Raw genomic sequence first — 23,379 nt, forward strand, 5'->3', positions numbered from 1 at the left:
TGACGTAGCCGGTGCTCACTCCTGCGAAGGGGGCGACGCTCACGGGCGGGGCCCGGCACCCGGGCGGCGGCTCCGGACCCCGCCCGCCGGCCGTGTCGAGAGCGTGGCGGATCTGTGGAGGGATCACGCAGTTGACGCACGGTGGGCCGCTCGGAGCTGGGAAGACGCCCAGATGGCTGTCAATTGCCCCCGTTCATCCCCATCCCCGGGGAAGTACCTCCTGGCGAAACCAACAGCCCCACGGATACCGTCGTTGCCCTTGACTGACTTGGTTGAACTGATGTCTCACGGGGAGTCCACTGTGAAGCGCCGCTCTTTGCCCGTTGCTGCCGCGTTCGCCGCGACCGCGGCACTCCTGCTGACAGCCTGCGGCAGCGGGGACGACAGCTCGAAGGGGAATGACAAGATCGCGGGGGCGGATTCCGGTGCCACGGCATCCGCCGCTTCCCCTAGCGCGAGCAGCACAACCGGCGCCGATCGCCCCGAAATCACCTTGCCCAACGGGGTGAAGGACGAGTTCGAGAGCTGGAAGACGGGCGACGCGACGAAGGACGCAGTCCTCGCCGACGCCGGCCACGCCCAGACGGCTACGAACGACGCCATCATCAAGGGCACATCCGACACCCCTGGCATGACCTTCTACTACAAGGGCAAAGCCCTGACATCGTCTACCCAGTGGGTGCAGAAGTGGTTGGACGCAGGCATCACCTACACCGGAACCACGCGCTACTACCGGCCGAAGGTCGAAATCTTCGACAACAAGTCTGCGGGCGTTTCGTACTGCGCAGATGAAAGCAAGGCATACAACCAGGACCGAAAGACGAAGAAGGTCGACAGGTCCTCAGCCGGCAAGGACGGGTTCGTTCTGTACAACACGCGCCTGGAGAAGAACGGTGCGGGTGTCTGGCAGACCTCGGACGGTACCTCGGTGCGGGGGAGCAAGACATGCGTTCAGTGATCCGGACGCGCACGCTCACCGCCGGAGCGCTCACGATCGTCTGCCTGCTCTGTGCGCCAGATGTCGCCTTCGCCGCCAAGGGCCCTGGAGGCTCTCAGTTCGATGTGGAAGGCAACAACCAGAAGGACAGCGGTAAGACCCTGGAGTCTCGGATCGTCTTCAGCGGCTCAGTAGGCGATACAAAGGGCGCGCATTCCGGCGGTTTCGCCCCTGTGGGGAACTGGTCTCCGCCTGCCTGTTGGTACGAGCCCAAGTGGTCGCCGGCTGAGTTCGCCGAGCAGTTCCAGAAGGACTGGGACATCCCCAATGCCAGTGGCGTTGGTGAGGCGTACAACCTCGCCAAGGAGCATTACAAGAACGGCGAGCCCTACAAGGACTTCAACAAGTCCCAGACAGGTAAGGGCATGTGGTGGGACGCCGTCCGCGACAAGGACCGCGAGGAGTCTGGCGATCCCGCCGCCTTCGCCTGCGACACGGCCACCTTCTGGGTGGAGAACGGCCGCACGCCGAACGTGAAGAATGCTGTGACGCCGGAGATCCTTGCCCAACTCGCCTACAGCAGGATCAAGGTTCCCGACACCAAAGTCACCCTCGCCCCCAAGAACGTCACCAAGGTCAACCTCCCCACTTGGGCCTGGCTCGACAAGGCGACGTTCAAGGAGGTCTCCGTCACCGCGGCTCTCGACGTCGCCGGGCTCAACATCTCCGCGACGACCACCGCGAAGCCCGCCTCGCTGAAACTGGAGCCGGGTACGGCCGACGCCGAGACCTTCCCCGCTTCGGGCGAGTGCCAGTTGAACGACGACGACTCGATCGGTGCGCCGTTCGCCAAGGGCAAGGCCCACGAGACACCGCCCTGCGGCATCAAGTACCTGCGCTCGTCGGGCAACGGGACGTACCAGCTCAGGGCGACCATCACCTGGGACGTGAACTGGACCGGCAGCGGCGGCGCGGGCGGAGACCTGCCCGACGGCACCTTCGGGACGACCCAGGACGTGACCGTCCAGGAGATCCAGTCCGTCAACCGTTGATGGAGTGCGGGGGCCTGCTCCGAGCCGACCACATGGAGCGGGCCCCTACCTGCGACGACGGGGCGTTTCGCCCAGAGGCCGCGGACTCGCATCACGTCGGAGACGACATCCCACTTCGCGATCCGGAATCACGGAAAGATCACCACATCACCAAGTCGATGCAAACTCAGGCCCATGCGCATCCCAAACAACATCGCACCCTGTCCCACGCTGTTTGCGTGCAGACGCCAGTAAGTAGGATCGCCGCGGTGATCGTCACATCCGAAGGTGCCGGGCTCCATCGACACCTCCGCCGCGAGATCTGTGCGGACCTGTCCAGGCGATCCCTTCACGGACGCAACGGGGGCGACCATCGTGAGTGACCTGCGGCTCGAAGGAACGATCTTCGAGGATCTGCGGAAGACCTTCTCCACCGTCACCGACCGCGTGGACGCCGCACGCCGCACCCTTCGCGGTACCGACGGCTCGGTCGTCGGTGACAGCGGTCTCGTGGACGACGTGCACGACTTCGCGGACGACTGGGGTTACGGGATCAAGCAGCTCGGGAAGCACACGCAGGGCGCGATCAAGATGATCGACAAGATCGGGAAGTCCTTCGAGAAGCTGGACCTGGATCTCGCGGAATCCCTCAAGGCCCCGAAGAAGAAGGGGAACTGAGGCGGCGATGGGACGACCTTCCTTCCCCCACATAGGCTGGGACCCGACCCCCGGCGATGTGCAGCAGACCCGGGAACTCGCCAAGAAACTCGGCGGACTGGCGGGCGAGTTGGGGACCGCCCTGCGGGAGCTGCAGCAGATCGAGCTCGGTGCCTGGAAGGGCAAGACCGCGATCGCGTTCAGCGAGCACATATCCACCGATGTGACGCCGCTGATCAAGCAGAGCCACGACTCCTTCGACAAGGCATCACGTGCCCTGCATCGCTGGTCGGGGCAGCTGAGTGACTTCCAGGACGAGGCCGACCAGCTGGAGAAGGAAGCGGGAGACAAGCTCGACGCCAAGGCCGATGCCCAGCAGAAGGCCGACCAGAAGGGCGACGGCAAGGGCAGCGAAGCACTCGGCAAGGCCTCGGGCCAGGTCGACGCCGTCATCGCCAAGGTCCACGACCTCGAAGACCGCTACAAGAAGGCCGCGGGGCTCATCAGCAAGGACCTCGACAAGGCCGCGGACATCGCCCCGGACGAGCCGGGGTTCTGGGACAGGCTCGGGGACGGCATCGCGGACGCCTGGAACGGAACAGCCGACTGGGTCGCGGACCACGCCGACCTGATCAAGCAGATCGGCGACGTTCTCAGCGACATCACCACCGTTCTGGGTGTCCTCGCCATCATCACGCTGCCTTTCGAGCCTCTCGGAGCCATCTTCGGCGCTGCGGCCCTTCTGACCAGCGGACTGGCCCTCCTGGCGCACGGAGTGGCCATGGCAGGCGGCGCGGACGTCAGCTGGCTGACGATGGGAACCGACGCCATCGGACTGCTCCCCGGGATCGGGATGTTCGGAAAGGGAGCGAAGGTGGCCACGAAGGGCCTGGCCGCGGAACGTATCGCCGAATTCGGCAAGGGCTTCACCGTGTCGCCCATCGCATCCTCGTTCAACTTCATGGCCACCGGGAAAATGGCGACCGTCGTCGAGGGCGGCGTAGGAGTGTTGGGGAGGAAAATCGTTCTGGGGGGCGCCGCCAAGAACATCGCCCTGCTCAGCAGCGAGAGCGGGACTATGAACCGCCTGGCAGGCCTCGCCGAGGCCGGTTACCACCAGGGGCAGTGGCTGGGCACCAAGGGGGCCGCTCTCCTCGGAGAGAAGTTCACGGTCGACCCTCTGAGCAAACTCGGCAGAGGCATCGATGTCGCCGGCAAGGTGCTACCCAAGGGCATCAGTATCGGACTGCACAGCGGCGAATCCGCCGATCCCGGTAACCGTCTCCATCAATCCGCCACCGCACACTAAGGCTCGAGACCGATGACGATCTGGCAACCGGACGCGAACGAGACACTGATCGCGCGAGTCGCGGTGGGCTTCGCCACGGGCGCTGCCAACGCCGTCGCAGACATGCGCTGGTTCCGGGACACCGAGCGGAACGACATTCAAAACGATCTGCCTGGCTGGCCCGAGGGGCCACACTTCACCGTCCGCGGCAAGAAGGAACGCCGGTTGCGCACGGGTGCGAAGTTCGGAGCAGGCGCGCTGCTCGTCGCAACACTCGGCGTCCTGGAATCCCTGGCCGGCTCGGGCAGCACAGGGAACGCAGCAACCCTCGGAACCCCGGAGGAGCCGGAGAACGAGGTTGAGGACTTCCCCGTCATGTGGGCACCTCTGGACGGCCTCGCCCGTACTCTCCCCTGGCAACTCGACCCCGCTCGCCGGCCCAGGACAGAACACACGCACCTGGCCGTCACGGACCGACGCGTCCTGGTTCTGGGGCTGCAAAACGAAGCGGACAAGCCCCGCGACAAGGTCCTCTGGGAGACTCAGCGATCTAACATCCGAGCAGTCGCTCGGAAGAAGTTCAGTCTGTACGACACGGACTTCACCATCACGTTCGCCGACGGATCCTGGTGCCGACTGGCCGGGTGGAACAGCAACTGCCGCGACGACGCCACCCTCGCCTTGGAGAATCCACTTCCCTTGATGGATCGGAACGACCTCACCCCGGGCCAGCAACACGCCGTCCAAAAACTTCTCGCAGGCAAGGACCCTGGCGGAACGCTGCTGATCTACCGGCGACCGAGCGGCAACGTGTACGTCAACTACCAGCACGACGATCGGGTGGATCCCACCTATGGCATCGGCAGCGAAGCATTCAAGTTGATGGACCCGGACGGGGAGAACGCCCGATTCCACAAGGGCGACATCTGACCGGAAGGGAATCCGATCTCCTATGTCCACACCTGCGATACCTGTTCTGTCCGAGCTCGACGACATACCGCCGCTCTCGTTCACCACACCCGAAGGCTTCTTCAGCCTGCCTCTGGCGGCGACGCCCGACGACCGTGCCGCCCTCTCCGAGTCGTTCGTACGAGAGCTCTACTCCCGCGGCGATGAGGCACTGTGGACGCCCGCGGCGCCGTACTACGCGGCGCTCGCGGAGCAGTTGGCGCACACCGGCGTCTCGTACTCGGCGATGGGCCTCTTCTCCACCGACGACGGTGGTGTGGTCCAGTGCGCTCTGACGGTGGCCGCCGTGGAGACGGAGCAGAACGATCCCGAGATCGCCGCCCACGGCATCCTCACGGCGCTCAGCAGTGATCCACACCGCGATGCCCGGTGGCTCGACCTCCCCTGCGGTCCTGCGGTCTCGTGCGTGACCATGCGAGAGGTGACGCTGGCGCCGGAGGTCACCGCCAGTGGTGCCGAGGTGCAACTCCTCACCGGGCAGATCCAGGTGCAGGTGCCGTTCCCCACGGGTCCCTACACCGCGGTGTTCACCCTGGACACCGCGTCCACCGAGTACTGGGGCGAGTTCTGCGACCTGTTGATCGCTGTTCTCCGGACGTTGTCGTTCCGCGACACTGCCCCCGACACCTCTGACGCGGCATCGTGACATGCGGTGGTGACGCGACGCCCCAGCGGAAACTTCACGATCGAAGTGCCGTACGAACCACTTCCCGATCCACGCAGCGGGAGTGATCCCCGGCTCAAGATCATGGGGCCCAACGGCGAGCACGTGAATTTCAAGCCGGGCGATTTCTGAGTCAGCGCGAGCCGGCCCACTCCATCGCGACCGAACTCACCGAGCCGACGTCACCATGACCGTCTCCGCCAGGCCGTCCGTCAGCGCGCACAGCGCGTCCGTGTGGGCCAGGGCGCGCCAGGACGTGAGGAGGACGAGGCCCCACTTCTCGTCCGGGCAGATGCCGTAGGCGCAGGTTTCCAGTACGGTGCCCGTTCCGTCGCGGTCGGGTTCCTGGACGTAGGCGTGCCGGACGCGTACGGCGGGCCCGATGGGCAGGGTGCGGTGCTCGGCCTCGGGCGGGCGGAACGAGATGCTGGTCGGTGTGGCCAGGTAGCGGTGCAGCAGGTCGACCGTCACCGCGGGGTACGTCTCGTCGGCGACCAGGGCCGAGAGCTCGACGCGGGCCAACTCCCCCAGCCGGGGCTCGGGGACGTACGAGAGCGCGACGATCGGGGCGCGGGTGCGGGCGTCGGCCGCCGCCTCGCCCAGTTCGACGGCGAGCGCCTCGGTCAACCGTGCGTCGGCTTCGTGGCCGGCCCGGAGACGGGCCGCCTCCTGAGCCCAGGAGTCCAGATCGACCGCACCGCGCACGGGCAGGGTCACGGCGCCGTCCGGTGCCTTCATGTGGACGGTGGAATCGGCGTACTCGGGCATCAGGCCATCCACTGGAGGGTGCGGGCGATCGAGTCGAAGAGCGTCACCAGCGCGTCCGCCAGCGGCTCCATGGGGGTGGAGAAGGAGAGCAGCAGGCGCTGGTCGCTGTGCGGTACGGCGAGGTGGACGTCGAGGTGCGTGACGGTGAGCCTGTTGCCGTCCGGGTCGTCCGGCGAGGGCGTGCGGCGGTAGAGGTGGCGTACGGCGGGGCCCGCCGGGAGGTCGACGGTGCTGACGTCGGCGCCGTCGGCGGCGAGTGAGAGAGCGGTGTCGGAGAGGTCCCCGGCCTCGGTGCCGGGTGGGGGCCGCAGGAGGGTCACGACGAGACCGGCGGACACCGGGACCTGGCCGATCACCTGGTCGACGAGGTACATCTCGACCCCGCCGTTCGCGTGGGCCGCTTCGGCCTGTGCCCGGATCCGTTCCGCGAGCGCGGCCTTCAGCTGGGGCGTGGCCCGGGTCCTGCGCAAGCCGCGGTTGACGAGCTTGTCGATCCGGTGCGGCCAGCGCTCCGGGTCCAGGACGACACGTTCCCAGCCCTCGGGGACGGCGAGGCGGTAGTCGGAGGGGGGTGCCGAGTGCGTCTCCGCGTCGGTGCCGGATGCGCGTGTCGGCTCTTCGGCAACGGTCGTACCGCTCCGGTCAGTGGCCGTCCTGCCCCCGGCCCGGTCTGCGACCGTGCTCCGCCTCACGTCGGCAGCCGTGCCCTGTCTCGCGTCGCCCGTCATCCCGTTGGATCGCTCTCTTCGCTCGGTTCGCCCGCTGTCACCCACTCGTTCCGCCTGTCCGCCCCGCTCGCGGGCGCCCGGTGCGCGGCCCTCGCCGCCCCAGGACCACGGCACCCACGGGGGCAAGGATCAGCGCGGCGGCGGCGCCCAGGGCGGCGAAGGCGCCCGCCGTGCCGCCGATGTCGGACCTCGTCCCCAGGAAGGGCCGGTAGTGCCCGGCCGGATCGACGACGGCCGTGTCGTCGAGCCCGGCACGGTCGGCGCACTTCTCCCTGTTGTCGAGGACCCGGTGCACGGAGCCGTCGCCGAGCCGGACCCGGCAGTACGTCTCGCGGGTCCCGTGCGTCCACTGGTGGAGCGGTGCGGCGATCGTCACCGTCTGCTCGACTCCCCGGACCTTCAGGTACCACTGCTGGGTGTTGAAGGAGACGGTGAGCACGAGAGCCGCGTACGCCGCGACAGTGATCCAGCGCAGCGCCAGGCCCCCGTACGACGCGCGGGTCCGCAACGCCGTGAAGAGAACACCCAGGCCACAGACCACGCCCACGAGCACTGCGGTCTCGTGGATCAGGAGGGTGCCCAGCACGGTCAGGGCCACACCCGCGACGGCCGCCGCGAACAGCAGCGCCCAGGGTCGTACGGCAGCACGCTCCGGTGGGCCCTCGTCGTCGCCGGGATGCCGTGTTTCCTGGTGGGCGGTGAACTCGGAGAGGACGCCCCGCACGCGGACCATTCCACCGTCCTGCGCGGCCATGCGGCGCAGTTCGGGCAGTCCCATGCCGATCTGTTCCAGCGTTCGCCGTCCGTCCTCCGGCAGGCCCGCGAAGAGTGCGTCGAGGGACTCGGCACCGTCTTCTCCTGTCACGAACCGGCTCCCTGTTCCGTGGCCCGCCGCGGCGGTTCCGTGCGGGGGGCGCCGCGTCGCCGGCGTCGTCCGTTCGCGTCAGCCACCGGCATTCCAGGTCCAGTTGTAGAAGGGGATTCCGCCGGCTCCGATCCCCGGGATCTCCTTGAGTCCGCTCAGGAGGTTCGGGCCGGTGGCCTTCGTCTCCCCCTCGCCGACGGGCGCCAGGTTGGACCAGCCGAGGGCGAGCGGCAGCGTCTGGCTGCCGATGTAGAGGGCCTTGCCGGCTTGCGCCATGCTCTTGAACGAGGACGCCGAGATCTGCGCCAGCTTCGGTGCGGCGGCGGTCACCAGACTCTCCTCACCGGGGAGTCGGCCCGCCGCGACGCGGATGTCGTCGACGTACGCCTTGACGTTCAGGGACTCCTTGACCACCGACTTCATGCGGGGCAGCAGTTCTGCCGGCCCCTCCGCCAGTGCCTTGCCGATCTGGCCGGGCTTGACCCCGTTGAGCGCTTCCGCGAGGCCGCGGGCGGCCGCCGGGTTCAGGCCCACATCCTTCGCCAGTTGTACGTCCTTCAGGGCAGAGGCCCCGCGGGCGGCGACGGCGGCTTCCTTGGCCGTCGTGCCGAGGATGCGGCCGGCGCCGAAGGACAGGACGCCGACGGCGTCGATGGCGACGTCGAGCCATGTGCCCTTGCCGTCGAGGGCGGAGATCGTGTCGCAGACCAGGGCCACGACCGAGGCGATCAGGGCGAGGGCGGCGAGCACCTCGCCGAGTACCGGTACCCAGCTCAGGACGAGGGCCAGTACGCCGAGGACGGCCGCCGCGACTCCGGCCCAGTGGCCGATGTCCGCGACCCAGTCCTTCCAGTTGTCCCACCAGTGGTGCTGGGGGTCCTTGAGCCCGTCGTGTTCGACCGCGTCGTGGATGGCCGACGTGGCGTACCCGGCCTGGGTGTCCCGGTACGACAGGGCCCGCCGGAGGGCCGTCTTGGCGTTCTCCAGGTCGCCGTCGGCGCACTCCTTCCGCTTGTCCAGCTTCTTCTTGTCCGGGTGGTCGTCGGGCCCGGGATGCTGGTCGATCTGCTTCTGGCAATGGCTGCGGTCGGCGTCGGCGGCCTTGGCCTTCCTCAGGGCGTCCCGCACGAGGTTCTGCGCGTGGTCGAGTGCGGTGGCCCAGTCGCTGTGCTGGTGCTCGTCGGAGGGAGCGGAGCCCACGCGAGAGCCCAGGGCGTCCGCCGCGGCCGCGTACCGGTGGTGCGACGCGGTCAGCAGCCCGACGGTGTCCTCGGTCTTCTGCTGGAACGCGCGGCCCGCGTCGGAGTCCCACCCGTTCCCGTCGACCAGGTTGTGCAGTTTGGTCGCCTGGTCCTCGATGAGGGCGGCGGTGTCGGCGATGCGTTTGCCGAGCCGGGCGACCTCGTAGGGGTCGCCCGGGGTGAACTCCCGGTCGTCGTAACGGGCGGTCTGCCAGTCGACGCCCGTGAAGTCGTCGCTCATGTGCCGCTGCCGCCCTTGCTCGACGGGGACTTCAGCAGCGCGTCGGCCAGATGCTGGTCGAGGCCGTCGTATGCCTTGGCCGCCTCGCCGGCGGTCCTGCCGAGGAACTCCAGCCCGTCACACAGCTGCTTGCGCTTCTTCTTCCAGTCGTCCGCGAAAGCGTCGAGCGCGTCGGCCACGTCACCCGAACCCATCTCCGCGTCGTAGGAGTCGACCAGGTCCTTGGCCTGCTCGAAGTGCGACTTCAGCTTCGCCACGGAGCGGCTGATGTCCCGCAGCTCCGACGTGGACACCGCGATGTGATCCGCCACTGCCACCCCCGTGTACCTTCCGGCGGCCCCCGCGGCTGCCTCGTCCGGCACACCCACCTCACGGCGGCCGTCCCCCACCCTGTTGCACGCGTTTTCGAGCCAGCAACCAATGACGAGCAAAGGGGGCGTACAGAGACCGTCAGTACGAGCCTCTCCGGACGTCCCGGAAGCAAAGTCCACCCGGCCGAGTCGAGGAGCCGAGAGGTACCCGGCTCACATGATCCAGCGCAGGGACTCCACGATCGAGGTGCACAGGCGTCCCATCGCGCCGTCCACTCCGGTGAGGGGGACGACGAAGCCGAGGACCAGGTAGCCGACGGACCCTGGCATATGGATGTACCAGTCCACGGTCGTCCCCGTACGAATCCGGACCGCTTCGCCGGCGGGCAGAACGACGGCGGACACCTCGGCGCCGGTCCCCTTCCTGCGCTCCCGCTCGCCGAAGGAAGCGAAGAGCTGGTCGGGGGAGGGAGCACCGGGCGTGGGGATCAGACTCACCACGAGCGACGCGGGCAGGATGCTGCCGTCCCGCAGTTCCGGCCGCAGAAAGAACTCCAACGCGCCCTTGGCCACGGCGGCTTCAGCCGTGTTGCGCAGGGTCGTCCAGGCTTCCTGTGTGACCTCCGCCGGGACACTCCTGCCCTCGGCCTGACGGTCCACGAACGTCTTCAGCTCTCGGCGCCACCGGTCATGGCCCAGGTCGATCCTGAACCATTCCCGCGGGACCAGCAGTCGATAGTCCTTGGGCGGTGCCGAGACGTCCGGTCCGGTCGTCATGCCGGCATCACCAGCGGCTCGCCCTCCACGTCGAACAGGCGCACGCTCTTCGCCACCCCGGCGAACATGGACGAGAACACGTCCCATCCCTCAGGTGTGGGCGTGCTCATCTCCAGCACCACGACGGTCCCGTTGGTCAACGGCACCTGGACCTGGATGAAGGACGTCCGAAGAGCCTCGTCCTTGCCCGACACCGTAAGACTGCCGTCCAGACTGCCTTGGCGCTCCCCGATGCAGCAGACGGCGGGACCGCACGGCAGATCGATCTCGCTGACCTGTCCGATGCCGAGGTGTCGCAGGGACGAGCCCAGGAACCCCACGGGACGGGGGCCGGCCTCGGCATCGAGGTCGATCATGCTCACGGTCACCGTGGCCGTGCAACGCGTGCCCTCGACCTCGGTGAGGACGAACCCCGAGTAGTGCACTCCCGCTTCGACGAACGAGTCGTAGTGGGCGGCCAGCATGACGGCCCACTCCAGTTGCACGGCGAAGTCGGCCTCCGGCATCACGGTCCGAGCGAGTTCCACCAGGCGGTCGGCGGTCTCGTCCAGATCCTCCGCGTCCATCGGGATCTCGAAGAAGCCGTCGGGCATGATCCAGCGGATGTCCATGCCGTTCCGGTCCGCCGATTCCCGCATACCGCCTTCGGCCGATATGACGGTCACGCCTCACTTCTCCCGTCCCGGTCGCGTTCCTCCACGCCATGCCGGTACGTGGCCGCGAAGGGGTACGGGCCGTAGTGCGGATAGCCCGAGGGAATGTCGGCCCCTCCGTCGCGGGCCACGTGCGCGACCTCGCGATACCTCTTCGCTCTGGCCCGGACGTTCTGCCGGGCGGGATCACCCCAGTGTCGTACCGCGGCTCGGATCCAGAAGCCCAGCAGAAGCAGAACGGCGATGCCCGCGGCGGCGAGGTAGACGAGCCGCGCCCGGTCCGACTCCCAGTACTGCGCCACGCCGCCCCAGTAGACCGCCCCGCCGAACCCGATGAGCGCGAGCGGCACCCCGGTCCTGAAGCCCGCGGTGAACATCTCCTGTTCGTCCTCGTGCCGAAGGCGCAGCATGCGGAGCACCGCGCCGTCGTCCAGATAGTCGAAGGAGACGTCCCGTCCCGACTGCTCCGCCAGTCTTCGCGCCTCGGGGACAGCGGCGATCACCTCACCGGGAACGAGCCGGACGGGATCCGTCCCCCGGCGGCCGATGAACTCCCACTCCCCGAGCTCGACTTCGTCTTCGTCACGCATGTGCCGTTCTCCTTCGTTCCGTCACGGCTACGCGGCGAGCGCGGCGTGGAACGGCTTCGGCGAGGGCCCCGGTGAAGGGCTCGGTGTGGGGTGTGGCGTCGGTGCGGGCTTCCTGGCGGGCGGCTGATAGCCGGTCGTCCCGCCGTTCTCGCCGCTGAACATGCGGTGCAGGGCACTCGCCAGACCGGTCCCCTTGATGGCGGCCGTGATCTCCTTGCCGCCCAGAGGTACGAACTTCTCCGGAAGGCCGGAAGCCCCCAGCTTCTGCCCCAACTTGAGACCGTTGGCCAGCACCTTGTTGGTCAACGTGACGCTCAGGCCATTGAGGAAGTTGTGACCGATGCCGGCCACGGCCGCGGTTCCCCTGAACGACCCGAGGGCGCGAAGCTTCGCCACACCCTTGAGGCCGCTCAAGGCTCGGAAGCCTTTCAGTGCTCCCAGGCCGGGGAGGATGCCCAGCGCGTCGGTGCCCAGCTTCAGCCAGCTCACCTTCCCGCCGCGCACCGACATGTCGTACGCATGGCCTGCCAGGGCGGCCGCGCTGGAGAGGACGGCAAGCGTCGCGAAGATGGGGACGAGGAACTGCAGAGGCGGGACGAAGGCGCACACGACGGCCAGCACCGAGAGGATCGCCGACAGGTTGGAGAACGTGTCCGCCCAGTCGGCGAGCCAGTTCATGAATCCGCCAGGGTCTCTGACGGCGTCGTGATGGACGACGTCGCGTATGTGCCGGGCCGCGCGGTCCCCCGCGTCGTCGAAGATGTCCCGGGCGTCCTTGACGTCCCCCCGTGCCTGGCCGATCCGGTGCAGCGCCTCGTTCTGCTTCTTCTTCCAGCGTTCGTACTCGGGTCTGTCCGCCTCGGGAATGTCGGTGACGAGGTGCTTGTCGGTGAATTTCTTCACCTCCCGCTCCGCGAGATCGTGATCGCTCTTGGCCTCCTGGTAGTCCGCCAGCGCCCTGTCGGCCTTCTGCTGAGCACGGTGCAGCTCTCCGGCGAACTCCTTCGACTCCCCGTCCGCGACCGTCACCCCCAGCGCCTTCGCCGCCTCGTCGTACCGCTCGAACGCCTTCTTCAGCCGGTCGCCCGCGCCGTCCGCCACCTCATTGAAAGCGCGTCCCGCGTCGCTGTCCCAGCCGTCCACGGACGACAACGCCGCGATGACCCTGGCCTGTTCGTCGATCATCTCGGCCATGGTGCGCAACCTGCGTCCGAGTGCGGCGACTTCATGAGGATCACCGGGGGTCGGATCGTCGTCCCACAAAGGCGGCCAGTCGCCGGATCGCCTGCTCACTACTTGCCCTTCCCCTTGGCACCTGAAATGGCCTTGGCCAGTTCATGGTCGATCTCCTCGTACTTCTGAGCAGCGACCGACGTGGCTTCGGCGAGCTTCTTTATTTCCTTCATGAGCGCCTTGCGCGTCTTCTTCCAGGTGTCGCCGAAGTCGCCGAAGGCATCCTTCAGGCCACCGTGCCCGAGAGCATCGTCGTAGCCGTCAGCGGGATTGCCGTGGTGCTCGAACTCACGGTGGATCTTGCCCAAGGACCGGGAACAGTCCTTGATCAGATCCAGGTCGTACGCGGTTTTGTCACCCATTGAAGAATTCCCCCAGGACAGGTGTGGAGTTCACCGTGCTCGTCTCGTGACTCCGACATCTGACACGGCAGTGCGATGGGGCACGGCATGTGCCCCATCGCACTCAAGCTGTGCGTGTACGCCGGGCTTCGTCAGCCCTTGACACCCTTGGCCAGCTGATCATCAAGGTCCTCGTACGCCTTCGCGGCGTCCTCGAGGAACTTGGCCATGCCCTTGAGGCCCTCAAGGGTCTCCTTCATGCCCTTGGTGAACTCCTTGAAGGAGTCGTCGAAGGCCTGGGAGCCCTTGGACGTGGTGTAGCCGTCCGCGACGAGGCCGTCGATGTAGCTGTCGAGGCCGTGGAGCTTGTCCTCCATCTTCTCCTTCTCGTGGCCCAGTCGCTTAGCAGCGCCCCGCATCTTCTCGTAAGTGATGTCTGCGTCTTTGCCGCCGGCCATGTGGCGTCCTCCATACTCAACTCGCCGCAGGGCCAACCCCCGTGGCTCCTGGTGCGGATGATGCGATCGTCCGCATTGAGCATGCAGCTTACTTATGGCGCTTGCAGGAGCACACCCCGGTTCTGTCACGAGCCCGCACCAGAGGGAGCGTCGGAGGCGGGGCCGGGAACCGCTTCGGGGCACCGTACGTGAGCGGCCTTCGTCGTTCCCTCACACCGCCCGTTGCCTGCGGGAAGGGGTGAGCGGATATCGTCGGGGGCACTGTGGCCCGCGTTCCGGAAGCGGCCTCGGGTGTCTGGGGGAGGACGAGCGTGCGGCTCACTCTGACCGTCGTCGATCCGCTCGGCGGGGCCACCGCCGACGTCGTACTTGATGCGGATCCGGAGTCCTCGGTGGGGGACATCGCCAAGGAACTGGCCGAACACGTCGGGTACGGCGGTGGCGCGCAGATCATCCCGCTCGGCCACCACCAGGGAGCCGCGGGCGGCGGTGCGCCGGTCGCGTACGTCGACGGGTATCCCGTCGATCCCGGCGCGACCATCGGCACCTCGCCGCTCCGCGAGGGTGCCGTCGTCAGCCTGCACGATCCCGCCGGCTGTCTGCCCGGCGAGCCGACCGGACTCGTCGAGCTGCGGGTGGCCGGCGGTCCCGCGGCGGGGGCCGTGCACCGGCTCGGTATCGGCCGCTACGACATCGGCAGCGGCCCCGCCTCGTACATCCGCATCGACGATCCCGAACTGGCCCCCCGTGCGCTGACGTTGTCAGTTGCAACCGACGGAACCTGCCGTCTCGACGTCCACGGCGAGAAGGCGGGTGCGGGCGAGAAGCCGAGCGCGGACGGGGCCGCGGACGGGGCGGACCGGAAGGACGGCGTACGGCTCGACGGGGAGCTGTTCGCCTCCCTCGACGACGACGCCTGGCCGCTCGGAGCCCAGGTCGCCGTCGGCAACACCCTGCTTCAGCTCGACCGTTACGCGCCGCCGAACGCCGCTCTCAAGTGGTCCGAGGACGGTGCGGGGCTGGACTACAACCGGCCGCCGCGCCTGCATCCGCCGGAGCGGGAGACGAAGTTCCGGCTGCCCAGTCCCGTACGGGACTACGAGGCACGGCCGTTGCCCTGGCTGATGGCGCTCACGCCGCTGGTCAGTGCCGTCGTCATGGTGATGGTCTTCGGACGCTGGTACTACATGATCATGGCTCTGCTGAGCCCGCTCATCATGCTCGGCAACTACTTCATGGACAAGAAGCAGGGGCGCAAGTCCCATGCGAAGCAGGTCAAGGAGTACAAGGAACACAAGGAGCGGATCGAGAACGACGCCCAGGAGGCCCTGGTCGCCGAACGGCTCGACCGGCGTCAGGCGATACCGGACCCGGCGACCGTGCTGTCGCTGGGCACCGGACCGCGCACCCGGCTGTGGGAGCGGCGCCGCACCGACGCCGACCACCTGCTGCTGCGCGTCGGCACGGGACAGATGCCGTCCGAGGTCGTGCTCGACGACCCGGAGCGGGACGAGCACAAGCGCCAGGTGACCTGGACCATCGAAGACGCGCCGGTCTCCCTGCCGCTCGCCGAGCGCGGCGTCGTCGGCATCGCCGGACCCGGTGACTCGGCGCAGGCGCTGGGCCGTTGGGCCGTCGCCCAGGCCGCGGTGCTGCACAGCCCGCTGGACGTGCAGTTCTACGTCCTGACGGAGAACAGCGGCCGGGACAGCTGGGACTGGGTGCGCTGGCTGCCGCACAGCAGGCCGGCCGGAGCGCAGGACGCCAACGTGCTGATCGGCACGGACGCCGAGACCGTCGGCGCGCGGATCGGCGAGCTGACCCAGCTCCTCGACGCCCGCCAGAAGGCCGCCCGCGCGAACGGCAACAAGGCGTCGTTCAGCGACCCCGACATCGTCGTCGTCTGGGACGGTTCACGCCGGCTGCGGTCCATGCCCGGTGTGGTGCGGCTGCTGCGCGAGGGCCCGGCCATGTCGATGTACGCGCTCTGCCTGGACGCCGAGGAGCGGTTCCTGCCCGGCGAGTGCCAGGCCATCGTGATCGCGGAGCCGAAGCCCGAGGAGCACGCGTCGGCACGGCAGCCGGCCCGCACCGCGCCCACGGCACCGGCGGCGCCCGGCGGCTTCCCGTCCTTCCACGCCTGGCACGCGGCCGAGCCCGACGACTCCGCCGCCGGCGCCGGCAAGCCCCTCGAACTGCGGCTGCGCGTGCAGCAGACGGGCATCGCGCGGGTCAAGGACGTACGGCCGGACTTCGTGTCGTCGGCCTGGTGCGGACGGCTCGCACGCGCCCTGTCCCCGCTCCGCGACATCAGCGGCGAGACCGAGGACTCGGCCCTGCCCGGTGCCAGCCGGCTGCTCGACGTGCTCCAGCTGGAACCTCCGACCAGCGACGCGATCACCGCGCGCTGGCGGATGGGCGGCCAGTCGACGACGGCCGTGATCGGTGAGTCGTACGACGGTCCGTTCGGCATCGACATGCGGCGGGACGGGCCGCACGGTCTGATCGCCGGTACGACGGGCTCCGGCAAGTCGGAGCTGCTCCAGACGATCGTGGCGTCGCTGGCGGTGGCCAACACCCCGGAGAACATGACGTTCGTCCTCGTCGACTACAAGGGCGGCTCGGCGTTCAAGGACTGCGTCAAACTGCCGCACACCGTCGGCATGGTGACCGACCTCGACGCCCACCTCGTGGAGCGCGCCCTGGAGTCGCTCGGCGCGGAGCTGAAGCGGCGCGAGCACATCCTCGCCGCGGCCGACGCCAAGGACATCGAGGACTACCAGGATCTCGTCCGCCGCGACCCCTCGCACGCCTCCGTGCCCCGACTCCTCATCGTCATCGACGAGTTCGCGTCCATGGTGCGGGACCTGCCCGACTTCGTGACGGGTCTGGTCAACATCGCCCAGCGGGGCCGTTCCCTCGGCATCCACCTGCTGCTGGCCACCCAGCGGCCGAGCGGCGTGGTCTCGCCGGAGATCCGGGCCAACACCAACCTGCGGATAGCGCTGCGCGTGACCGACGGCGGGGAGTCCAGCGACGTCATCGACTCCCCCGAGGCCGGGCACATCTCCAAGAGCACACCGGGCCGGGCGTACGTACGGCTCGGGCACGCCTCGCTGGTGCCGTTCCAGTCGGGCCGCGTCGGTGGCCGGCGGCCGGGTGCCGCCGATCCGGCGGCGCTCGCGCCCTGGGCCGGGCCGCTGGACTGGGCGGACCTCGGGCGGGCCGCGCTGGTCAAGCCGAAGGCCGAGCAGCGCGAGGAGGAGGAGATCACCGACCTGAAGGTGCTGGTCGACGCGGTCCGCGACGCCAACCGGGTACTCGGCATCCCGCAGCAGCACAGCCCCTGGCTGCCGGCGCTGTCCGAGACGCTGCTCCTCGACGAGGTCCCGGTGCCCGCGTTCGCGGGCGGCCCCGGCAAGCTGGCCCCCGCCGCGTACGGCGTGGAGGACCTGCCCGCGGACCAGGCCCGCCGGCCGGTGGTCGTGGACTTCGCGTCCTTCGGGCACCTGCTCATCGGTGGTGCCCCGCGCAGCGGCCGTTCGCAGATCCTGCGCACGATCGCGGGGTCCCTGGCCCGCACCCACTCGGCGGCCGACGTCCACCTGTACGGCATCGACTGCGGCAACGGCGCGCTCAACGCGCTGACCCGGCTGCCGCACTGCGGTGCCGTCGTGGGCCGCAACCAGACCGAGCGCGTGGTCCGTCTCATCGCCCGCCTCAAGGGTGAACTGACGCGCAGGCAGGACCTGTTGGCGGACGCGGGGTTCGCCGACATCGGCGAGCAGCGGGCGGCGGTGCCGGAGGGCGAGCGGCTGCCGCACATCGTGGTGCTGCTGGACCGCTGGGAGGGCTGGCTGCCGACCCTCGGCGAGTACGACCACGGTGACCTCACCGACCAGTTGACCGCGATGATGCGCGAGGGCGCGAGCGTCGGCCTGCACATGGTGATGACGGGTGACCGGCAGATCCTGTCCACCCGGATCGGATCGCTCACCGAGGACAAGTACGGCCTGCGGCTCGCGGACCGCTCCGACTTCTCGCTGATCGGCATCAACGCCCGGAAGATCCCCGAGGAGATCCCGCCGGGCCGCGGCTACCGCAACGAGCACGGCACGGAGACGCAGTTCGCGCTGCTCACCGAGGACGCGACGGGCCAGGGGCAGGCCGCAGCGCTGTCCGCGATCGGTGAGGCCGCCGCCGCGCGGGACGCGGAACTGCCGCGCGACCGGCGTCCGTTCCGCGTCGACGTGCTGCCGACGCGGATCACCTTCGCCGACGCCTGGGAGATGCGCGACCCGGACGCCTCCCGTTCCAGGCTGTGGGGGCTGGCGGGCATCGGCGGCGACGACATCATGGGCTTCGGCCCGGACCTGTCCCAGGGCGTGCCGACGTTCGTGATCGCGGGCCCCGCCAAGTCGGGCCGCAGTACGACGCTGATGAACATGGCCCGCTCGTACCTGGCCCAGGGCGTCCGCCTGGTCGTCGCCGCGCCCCGCCCCTCCCCGCTCCGTGAACTGGACGGCGAGGAAGGCGTCTTGAAGGTCTTCGACGAGGACGACATCGAGGGCGACGACCTGCGCGAGGCCATCGACTCGGCGTCCCGCGAGGAGCCGATCGTGGTCCTGGTCGACGACGGCGAGGTCCTGGAGGACTGCGACGCCGAGACGGTCTTCAAGCGGATCGTGCAGCGCGGCGCCGAACGCGGCCTCGGCCTGGTCATCGCCGGTGACGAGGAGGACGTGTGCAGCGGCTTCTCCGGCTGGCAGGTCGAGATGAAGAAGGGCCGCCGCGGCATCCTGCTGTCGCCGCAGGACTCGTCCGCGGGAGAGCTGATCGGCATCCGCACGAACCGCAGCATGGTCGGCGGCCCGGTCGCGCCCGGCAAGGGCCTGCTGCACCTCGGCGACGGCGAACCCCTGACGGTGACCACGCCGATGTGACCCCGGGGATGTCGCAGGGGCATGGACACGAGGAGGTCCGGTGGGCGGGTCGGCGAGGCCGAAGCGGCGCAGGGCGGCCGGGGCAGCGCTGCGCTACGAGCATGTGCGGCAGCGGCCGTCGGCGTGGTCGCAGGCGAGGGAGAAGGCGTCCCGTGGGGAGTGTCTCGCCGGCTGCCTCGTGCTGCTGGTCGTCACGGCGGCGCTGATCGGGCTCGCACTCACGGTCATGACCTGGGGACCTCGGCTCTGGGGCCGGGTCGCCCCCTCCGTACCCGGCGGCGGCTACGGCTTCGCGGCCGTCGTCGGCACGCTCCTGCCGATCGGGATCGCCGTCCTCGGAATGACGCTGTCACGGATGAGGTGGCGTACGAGAGCACTCCGTTCGCTGGGCTGGCTGGTGGCCTCCCTGCCGGGCGCCGCCGCCTGCCTCGTATGGACGGTGGTGGTGCTGGCGAGCTTCCGCCCCAAGCACCGGAGGGACTGGGACGGCTCCTGCTACGAGCGCGGCGAGGCGTGCTGGGTGCACGTCGAGTACCCCTGGGTCTGGGCCGTCGGGGTGCTGTCGACGGTGCTGGTGTCCGCGGCCGTGATCATCGTGGCCTTCCGGGTCATGGACACCCGCGAGAAGCCCGCGGCCGCCTGATCCGGGACATGCGCGCACACGCCCTGCACGGGCCCGACGCGCCCTATCCGACCTTCGTCATCTTGGCCACCGGGTCGCCCGCGTCGGCGTTGTCCGTCTCGTAGGTGAGGGTGCCGGGGCCCGGGGTGAGGCGGACCTCGTGGCGGCCGGTGGTGCAGACGTCGCGGTTGGACGGGTCGGCGACGCTCGTGGCGACGAGCTGCTTCGCGGTGACCTTCTTCAGGATGAGGGTGTCGTCGCAGATGCCGCCGATCTGGTCGGTCTGCCGGAAGGTGCCCAGCTCCTGCCCCACGGCGGCCTGGTGGACGGTCACGCGGAAGGTGCCCATCGGCAGGGTGCCCTCCAGCGCGAGCGCGTCGCCCTCCCAGGTGCCGAGATAACGGGCGGGGATCGCGGACGCCTGCCCGGTCGCGCCGGGTGTGCTCCGCGTGGGAGCGGGCTCGGCGGCGGTCGCCCCGGACGACGGGCCCGGGGTGGCGGAGGGGCTCCGGCTCTCCCGCGCTGTCGGGGCGGGGCCCGACGCGCTGTCCTGGTTGTCCGAGCCCCCGCCCGGCAGGAGGTCGAAGAGGAACGCCGAGCCGACGGTCACGGCCGCCAGCGCTCCGGCGACGGCGAGCGCGACCGTGCAGCTCATCCGCCGGCCCCGGCCGTCCGTCCCGGGCGCGCTGGTCGCGGCGACACTGACCGAGACCTTGCCCGGCCGGTCCCGCACCGGCCCGGTGTCCGGCGCCCCGTCGCGGTGCACGGCGTCCTGGGGCCCGGCGCCTCCCGTCTCGCGCTGCCCGGGAAGGTACGGGGGCATCGTGGGCGGCGGTCCGAAGCCGGGCGGCGGCGGACCGAACCCGGGCGTCGGCGAAGACGCCCCGAATCCGGATCCGGGCGGCCCGAACCCGTTCCCGGCACCCGTCCCGGCGCCGGTCCCCGCACCCGTCCCTCCGGTGCTCCCGGGACCGCCGGTGCCCACCGCCGGACTGCTGAACCCCACCAGCCCGGACGGCGCGGCCTCCTCCGCCCCGGTCGCCTCAAGGTTCAGCAGCTGTACGGCACTTCGGCTCACCTGCTCCACCAGGGCGCCCGGCAGCCAGCCGGCCGTCACGAGCCGGGCCGCTCCCTGCGGCGCCAGGCGGACGGCCACCTCGGCCGGAGTGGGCCGGTCCGTCGGCGACTTGGCCAGACAGGCCGCCACCAGGTCACGCAACTCGCCGTCCAGGGCGTCGAGTCGGGGCTCCTCGTGGACCACCATGTAGAGGAGGGAGGCGGACGAGTCCCCGGGGAACGGGGGCCGGCCGGTGGCCGCGTACGCGAGGACGGCACCGAGGGAGAAGAGGTCGGCGGCGCCCGTGACGCCCTTGCCGAGGATCTGCTCGGGGGACATGTAGCCGGGCGAGCCGACCGAGACGCCGGTCGAGGTGAGGGAGGCGGTGCCGTCGGTGGCCCGGGCGATCCCGAAGTCGATCAGCAGGGGGCCGTCGAGGGTCAGCAGCACGTTGGACGGTTTGACGTCACGGTGGACGAGGCCCAGGGAGTGGACCGCCGTGAGGGCCTCGGCCAGCCCGGCGCCGAGCGCGCGCACGGAGTGGACCGGGAGCGGACCGCCGTCCGCGACGGCCGCCGTCAGGGAGGGGCCGGCCGCGTAGCCGGTGGCGACCCAGGGCACGGGCGCCTCGGGGTCCGCGTCGAGGACGGGGGCCGTCCAGGCACCGCCGACCCGTCGCGCCGCCTCGACCTCGCGCCGGAAGCGGGCCCGGAACTCCTCGTCGAGCGCGAAGTGCGGATGCACGATCTTGACCGCGACCGTCCGTCCGCCCGCGCTGCGGCCCAGATACACGCGGCCCATGCCGCCGGAGCCCAGCCGGCCGAGCAGCCGGTAGGGCCCCACGACAGTGGGTTCGTCGACGCCGAGTGGCTGCATGGCACCCACGGATCACCCCTCCCCCGTACACACTGCCCAGCAGCGTAGTGCCGTGCGCCTCCGGAGCCCCCCGACTGTGGGTGTCTCAGGGCTGGAGAAGCCGTACGTCCACGTCCGCCGGGAATCCGGTGGTCGGGCCGACGCGACGCGCGAACTCCTGGACGGCCGCCAGCTGAGGACCGCCGAAGCGGAAGTCGAGCGTCGTGAAGTACTGCTCCAGGACCGCCTCGTCGAAGGCCTCCCAGCGGGCCGCCTGCTCGGCGACCTTGGAGACCTCGTCCAGCGACAGGTCACGGGAGGCGAGGAAGGCCTCGTGCACCTTGCGGGTGACGAGCGGCTCGCGCTCCAGGTAGTCGCGCCGGGCCGCCCAGACGGCGAAGACGAACGGGAGGCCCGTCCACTCCTTCCACAGCGTGCCGAGGTCGTGCACCTGGAGCCCGTACTTCGGCCCGTCGAGCAGGTTGGCCCGCAGCGCCGCGTCGCCGATGAGGACGGCGGCGTCGGCCTCCTGCATCATCAGGCTCAGGTCGGGCGGGCAGGTGTAGTACGACGGCTGGACGCCGACCTTCTCGGCGAGCAGCAGCTGCGCGAGCCGGACGGACGTGCGGGACGTCGAGCCGAGGGCGACGCGGGCGCCGTCCAGCTGGTCCAGCGGGACCTGCGAGACGATCACGCAGGACATCACGGGGCCGTCGCAGCCGACCGCGATGTCCGGGAAGGCGACCAGCTCGTCGGCGTGCTTGAGGAACTCGACGAGCGTGATGGGCCCGATGTCGAGATCACCCCGCACCAGCTGCTCGCTGAGCTTCTCCGGGGTGTCCTTGGTGAGCTCGAAGTCGAGGAGCGTGCCCGTTCTCGCGAGCCCCCAGTACAGGGGCAGGCAGTTCAGGAACTGGATGTGGCCGACGCGCGGCCGGGTGCGAGAATTGTCCACATCGCGAGGCTAGCCCCCATGGGATAGGGCGCGGGCTTCAGGGTGGCCCACGGGTGGCGGAAACCCTCCGGTCCCCCGGTGTCAACCCTTGTGACACCGCGAAGTCAACGCACGTCAGACCGCTCGTCCGTCCGGGCGAAAGTTCTCGGTGGCGTGATCTTTCCCCCTATTGCTTTCGGCTGCCTGCGTGCTAGGCTCGCCCGCAAGTTGCAGTTTGGTTTCCCTTGCAGTACAGAGCCTGCGGAGCATGTGACCGCGGGCTCTCGTCGTTTTCAGACGTATGCAGTTGTTTACACAATCGCAGGTTCTGGAGCAGGGCAACCCTTTGGGCCCAAGGAGGGCTTATGGCTACCGGAACCGTGAAGTGGTTCAACGCCGAAAAGGGCTTTGGTTTCATCGCCCAGGAAGGCGGCGGCCCGGACGTCTTCGTCCACTACTCCGCGATCAACGCGAGCGGATTCCGCTCTCTCGAAGAGAACCAGGCGGTTTCCTTCGACGTCACGCAGGGTCCGAAGGGCCCGCAGGCGGAGAACGTCACCCCGATGTAAGTATGCGGCTCTCTGAGCCGATGCTTTGATCCGGACCTGATAGCAGTACCCAAGGAGCCCCGCGCCAGCCGGTCGCGGGGCTCCTGCCTGTGGCCCGCCGGTCAGCCGGCACCCTTCAGCTCGGCCCAGACCGTCTTCCCGACCTGCCGGTCCTCGACGCCCCACGCCGTACTGAGCGCGGCGACGATCCGCAGGCCCCGGCCGCTCTCCGCATCCCCTCCGGCACCCGGCGTCACCGGACGCCGGTCCCCCCGCGCGTCCGCCACCTCCACCCGCACCGTGCCGTCGCCGGCGAGCCTCAGCCGCAGCTCGACATCGCGGCCCGGCACGTGGCCGTGCGTGACCGCGTTCGCCGCCAGCTCGGCGACGACCTGGGCCACCAGATCACTGAGGCCGCTGCCGTGCGGGACGCCCCAGTCGTGCAGCTGCTGGACCGCCAGCCTGCGGGCCAGCCGTGCGCCCCGGCGCGTGGAGCTGAGCCGCTGGGCGAACTCCGTCGCCTGCGCGGCGACTCCCTGGGTGGAGATATGTGCGTTCACGTGACAGAGCGTGGCCGGTCGTCTCTACGCTGACCAGGTGCGACCGCCCGACGCCGTGGAGCCGTACGACCGCGGTCGCGCCCTGTACGAGTCGTCGACCGTGACCAC

General features: G+C 69.5%; 23 protein-coding genes. 9 read left to right on the top strand and 14 right to left on the bottom strand.

The window, feature by feature from the left end:
• Nucleotides 1–301 precede the first annotated feature (301 nt).
• The 6 genes from OG406_RS17955 (at nt 302) to OG406_RS17980 (ending at nt 5,528) form a co-directional block, all read left to right on the top strand.
• Nucleotides 302–958 carry a hypothetical protein gene (locus OG406_RS17955; RefSeq protein ID WP_329186637.1) on the top strand — a complete coding sequence of 219 codons (657 nt, stop codon included), beginning with the start codon at nt 302–304 and terminating at the stop codon, nt 956–958.
• Nucleotides 946–1,989: a hypothetical protein gene (locus OG406_RS17960; protein ID WP_329186639.1), complete on the top strand. Its 1,044-nt coding sequence runs from the start codon at nt 946–948 to the stop codon at nt 1,987–1,989. Before OG406_RS17955 ends, OG406_RS17960 begins: the two co-directional genes overlap by 13 nt.
• A gap of 354 nt (nt 1,990–2,343) precedes the next feature.
• A complete protein-coding gene (locus tag OG406_RS17965; RefSeq protein WP_081218755.1) occupies nt 2,344–2,646 on the top strand; it encodes a hypothetical protein in 303 nt (100 codons plus the stop codon).
• A gap of 7 nt (nt 2,647–2,653) precedes the next feature.
• The gene (locus OG406_RS17970) at nt 2,654–3,934 is read left to right on the top strand and encodes an enoyl-CoA hydratase/isomerase family protein (protein ID WP_329186641.1); all 1,281 of its coding nucleotides are present in this window, start codon (nt 2,654–2,656) and stop codon (nt 3,932–3,934) included.
• A gap of 12 nt (nt 3,935–3,946) precedes the next feature.
• Entirely contained in the window at nt 3,947–4,843 is an 897-nt protein-coding gene (locus OG406_RS17975; RefSeq protein WP_329186642.1) for a hypothetical protein, read from the top strand.
• A 22-nt stretch (nt 4,844–4,865) separates the two neighbouring features.
• Complete coding sequence (locus tag OG406_RS17980) at nt 4,866–5,528, top strand: hypothetical protein (RefSeq protein WP_329186643.1); 663 nt, start codon at nt 4,866–4,868, stop codon at nt 5,526–5,528.
• 186 nt (nt 5,529–5,714) lie between these two features.
• On the opposite strand, the gene OG406_RS17985 is transcribed toward OG406_RS17980, so the two are convergent.
• From OG406_RS17985 to OG406_RS18035, 11 genes are all read right to left on the bottom strand, one after another.
• Nucleotides 5,715–6,314 carry a hypothetical protein gene (locus OG406_RS17985; RefSeq protein ID WP_329186645.1) on the bottom strand — a complete coding sequence of 200 codons (600 nt, stop codon included), beginning with the start codon at nt 6,312–6,314 and terminating at the stop codon, nt 5,715–5,717.
• Nucleotides 6,314–7,006 carry a hypothetical protein gene (locus OG406_RS17990; protein WP_267051538.1) on the bottom strand — a complete coding sequence of 231 codons (693 nt, stop codon included), beginning with the start codon at nt 7,004–7,006 and terminating at the stop codon, nt 6,314–6,316. Before OG406_RS17990 ends, OG406_RS17985 begins: the two co-directional genes overlap by 1 nt.
• Before the next feature lie 73 nt (nt 7,007–7,079).
• Nucleotides 7,080–7,907, bottom strand: coding sequence for a hypothetical protein (locus OG406_RS17995; RefSeq protein WP_267051537.1), 828 nt, complete (start codon nt 7,905–7,907; stop codon nt 7,080–7,082).
• A 78-nt stretch (nt 7,908–7,985) separates the two neighbouring features.
• Nucleotides 7,986–9,389 carry a hypothetical protein gene (locus OG406_RS18000; protein WP_329186646.1) on the bottom strand — a complete coding sequence of 468 codons (1,404 nt, stop codon included), beginning with the start codon at nt 9,387–9,389 and terminating at the stop codon, nt 7,986–7,988.
• Entirely contained in the window at nt 9,386–9,706 is a 321-nt protein-coding gene (locus OG406_RS18005; RefSeq protein WP_164369573.1) for a WXG100 family type VII secretion target, read from the bottom strand. Before OG406_RS18005 ends, OG406_RS18000 begins: the two co-directional genes overlap by 4 nt.
• Nucleotides 9,707–9,913: 207 nt before the next feature.
• Nucleotides 9,914–10,477, bottom strand: a complete 564-nt coding sequence (locus OG406_RS18010) for a hypothetical protein (RefSeq protein ID WP_329186648.1) — start codon at nt 10,475–10,477, stop codon at nt 9,914–9,916.
• Nucleotides 10,474–11,142 carry a hypothetical protein gene (locus tag OG406_RS18015; protein ID WP_329186651.1) on the bottom strand — a complete coding sequence of 223 codons (669 nt, stop codon included), beginning with the start codon at nt 11,140–11,142 and terminating at the stop codon, nt 10,474–10,476. The genes OG406_RS18010 and OG406_RS18015 overlap by 4 nt, the downstream gene beginning before the upstream one ends.
• Nucleotides 11,139–11,720 carry a hypothetical protein gene (locus OG406_RS18020; RefSeq protein ID WP_164369571.1) on the bottom strand — a complete coding sequence of 194 codons (582 nt, stop codon included), beginning with the start codon at nt 11,718–11,720 and terminating at the stop codon, nt 11,139–11,141. Before OG406_RS18020 ends, OG406_RS18015 begins: the two co-directional genes overlap by 4 nt.
• Nucleotides 11,721–11,747: 27 nt before the next feature.
• The gene (locus tag OG406_RS18025) at nt 11,748–13,013 is read right to left on the bottom strand and encodes a putative T7SS-secreted protein (RefSeq protein WP_329186653.1); all 1,266 of its coding nucleotides are present in this window, start codon (nt 13,011–13,013) and stop codon (nt 11,748–11,750) included.
• On the bottom strand, nt 13,013–13,315 hold the full coding sequence (locus OG406_RS18030) for a hypothetical protein (protein ID WP_164369569.1): 303 nt from the start codon (nt 13,313–13,315) through the stop codon (nt 13,013–13,015). Before OG406_RS18030 ends, OG406_RS18025 begins: the two co-directional genes overlap by 1 nt.
• Before the next feature lie 131 nt (nt 13,316–13,446).
• Entirely contained in the window at nt 13,447–13,752 is a 306-nt protein-coding gene (locus OG406_RS18035) for a WXG100 family type VII secretion target (protein WP_164369568.1), read from the bottom strand.
• A 311-nt stretch (nt 13,753–14,063) separates the two neighbouring features.
• Here OG406_RS18035 and OG406_RS18040 point away from each other — a divergent pair, with 311 nt between their 5' ends.
• Together OG406_RS18040 and OG406_RS18045 are read left to right on the top strand one after the other, a co-directional pair.
• The gene (locus tag OG406_RS18040) at nt 14,064–18,695 is read left to right on the top strand and encodes an FtsK/SpoIIIE domain-containing protein (RefSeq protein ID WP_329186655.1); all 4,632 of its coding nucleotides are present in this window, start codon (nt 14,064–14,066) and stop codon (nt 18,693–18,695) included.
• A gap of 40 nt (nt 18,696–18,735) precedes the next feature.
• Nucleotides 18,736–19,338 (top strand): hypothetical protein, encoded by a 603-nt coding sequence (locus tag OG406_RS18045; protein WP_266847528.1) that lies wholly within the window; start codon nt 18,736–18,738, stop codon nt 19,336–19,338.
• A gap of 43 nt (nt 19,339–19,381) precedes the next feature.
• Here OG406_RS18045 and OG406_RS18050 read toward each other — a convergent pair whose 3' ends face one another.
• A complete protein-coding gene (locus OG406_RS18050) occupies nt 19,382–21,250 on the bottom strand; it encodes a serine/threonine-protein kinase (protein ID WP_329190858.1) in 1,869 nt (622 codons plus the stop codon).
• 85 nt (nt 21,251–21,335) lie between these two features.
• Complete coding sequence (locus OG406_RS18055; protein ID WP_081218739.1) at nt 21,336–22,184, bottom strand: menaquinone biosynthetic enzyme MqnA/MqnD family protein; 849 nt, start codon at nt 22,182–22,184, stop codon at nt 21,336–21,338.
• A gap of 344 nt (nt 22,185–22,528) precedes the next feature.
• On the opposite strand from OG406_RS18055, the gene OG406_RS18060 reads away from it, so the two are divergent.
• Nucleotides 22,529–22,732, top strand: coding sequence for a cold-shock protein (locus OG406_RS18060; RefSeq protein WP_067282429.1), 204 nt, complete (start codon nt 22,529–22,531; stop codon nt 22,730–22,732).
• 101 nt (nt 22,733–22,833) lie between these two features.
• Here OG406_RS18060 and OG406_RS18065 read toward each other — a convergent pair whose 3' ends face one another.
• Nucleotides 22,834–23,271, bottom strand: a complete 438-nt coding sequence (locus OG406_RS18065) for an ATP-binding protein (protein WP_267051531.1) — start codon at nt 23,269–23,271, stop codon at nt 22,834–22,836.
• Nucleotides 23,272–23,379 lie beyond the last annotated feature (108 nt).

The sequence above is a fragment of the Streptomyces sp. NBC_01428 genome (assembly GCF_036231965.1).
Taxonomy (GTDB): domain Bacteria; phylum Actinomycetota; class Actinomycetes; order Streptomycetales; family Streptomycetaceae; genus Streptomyces.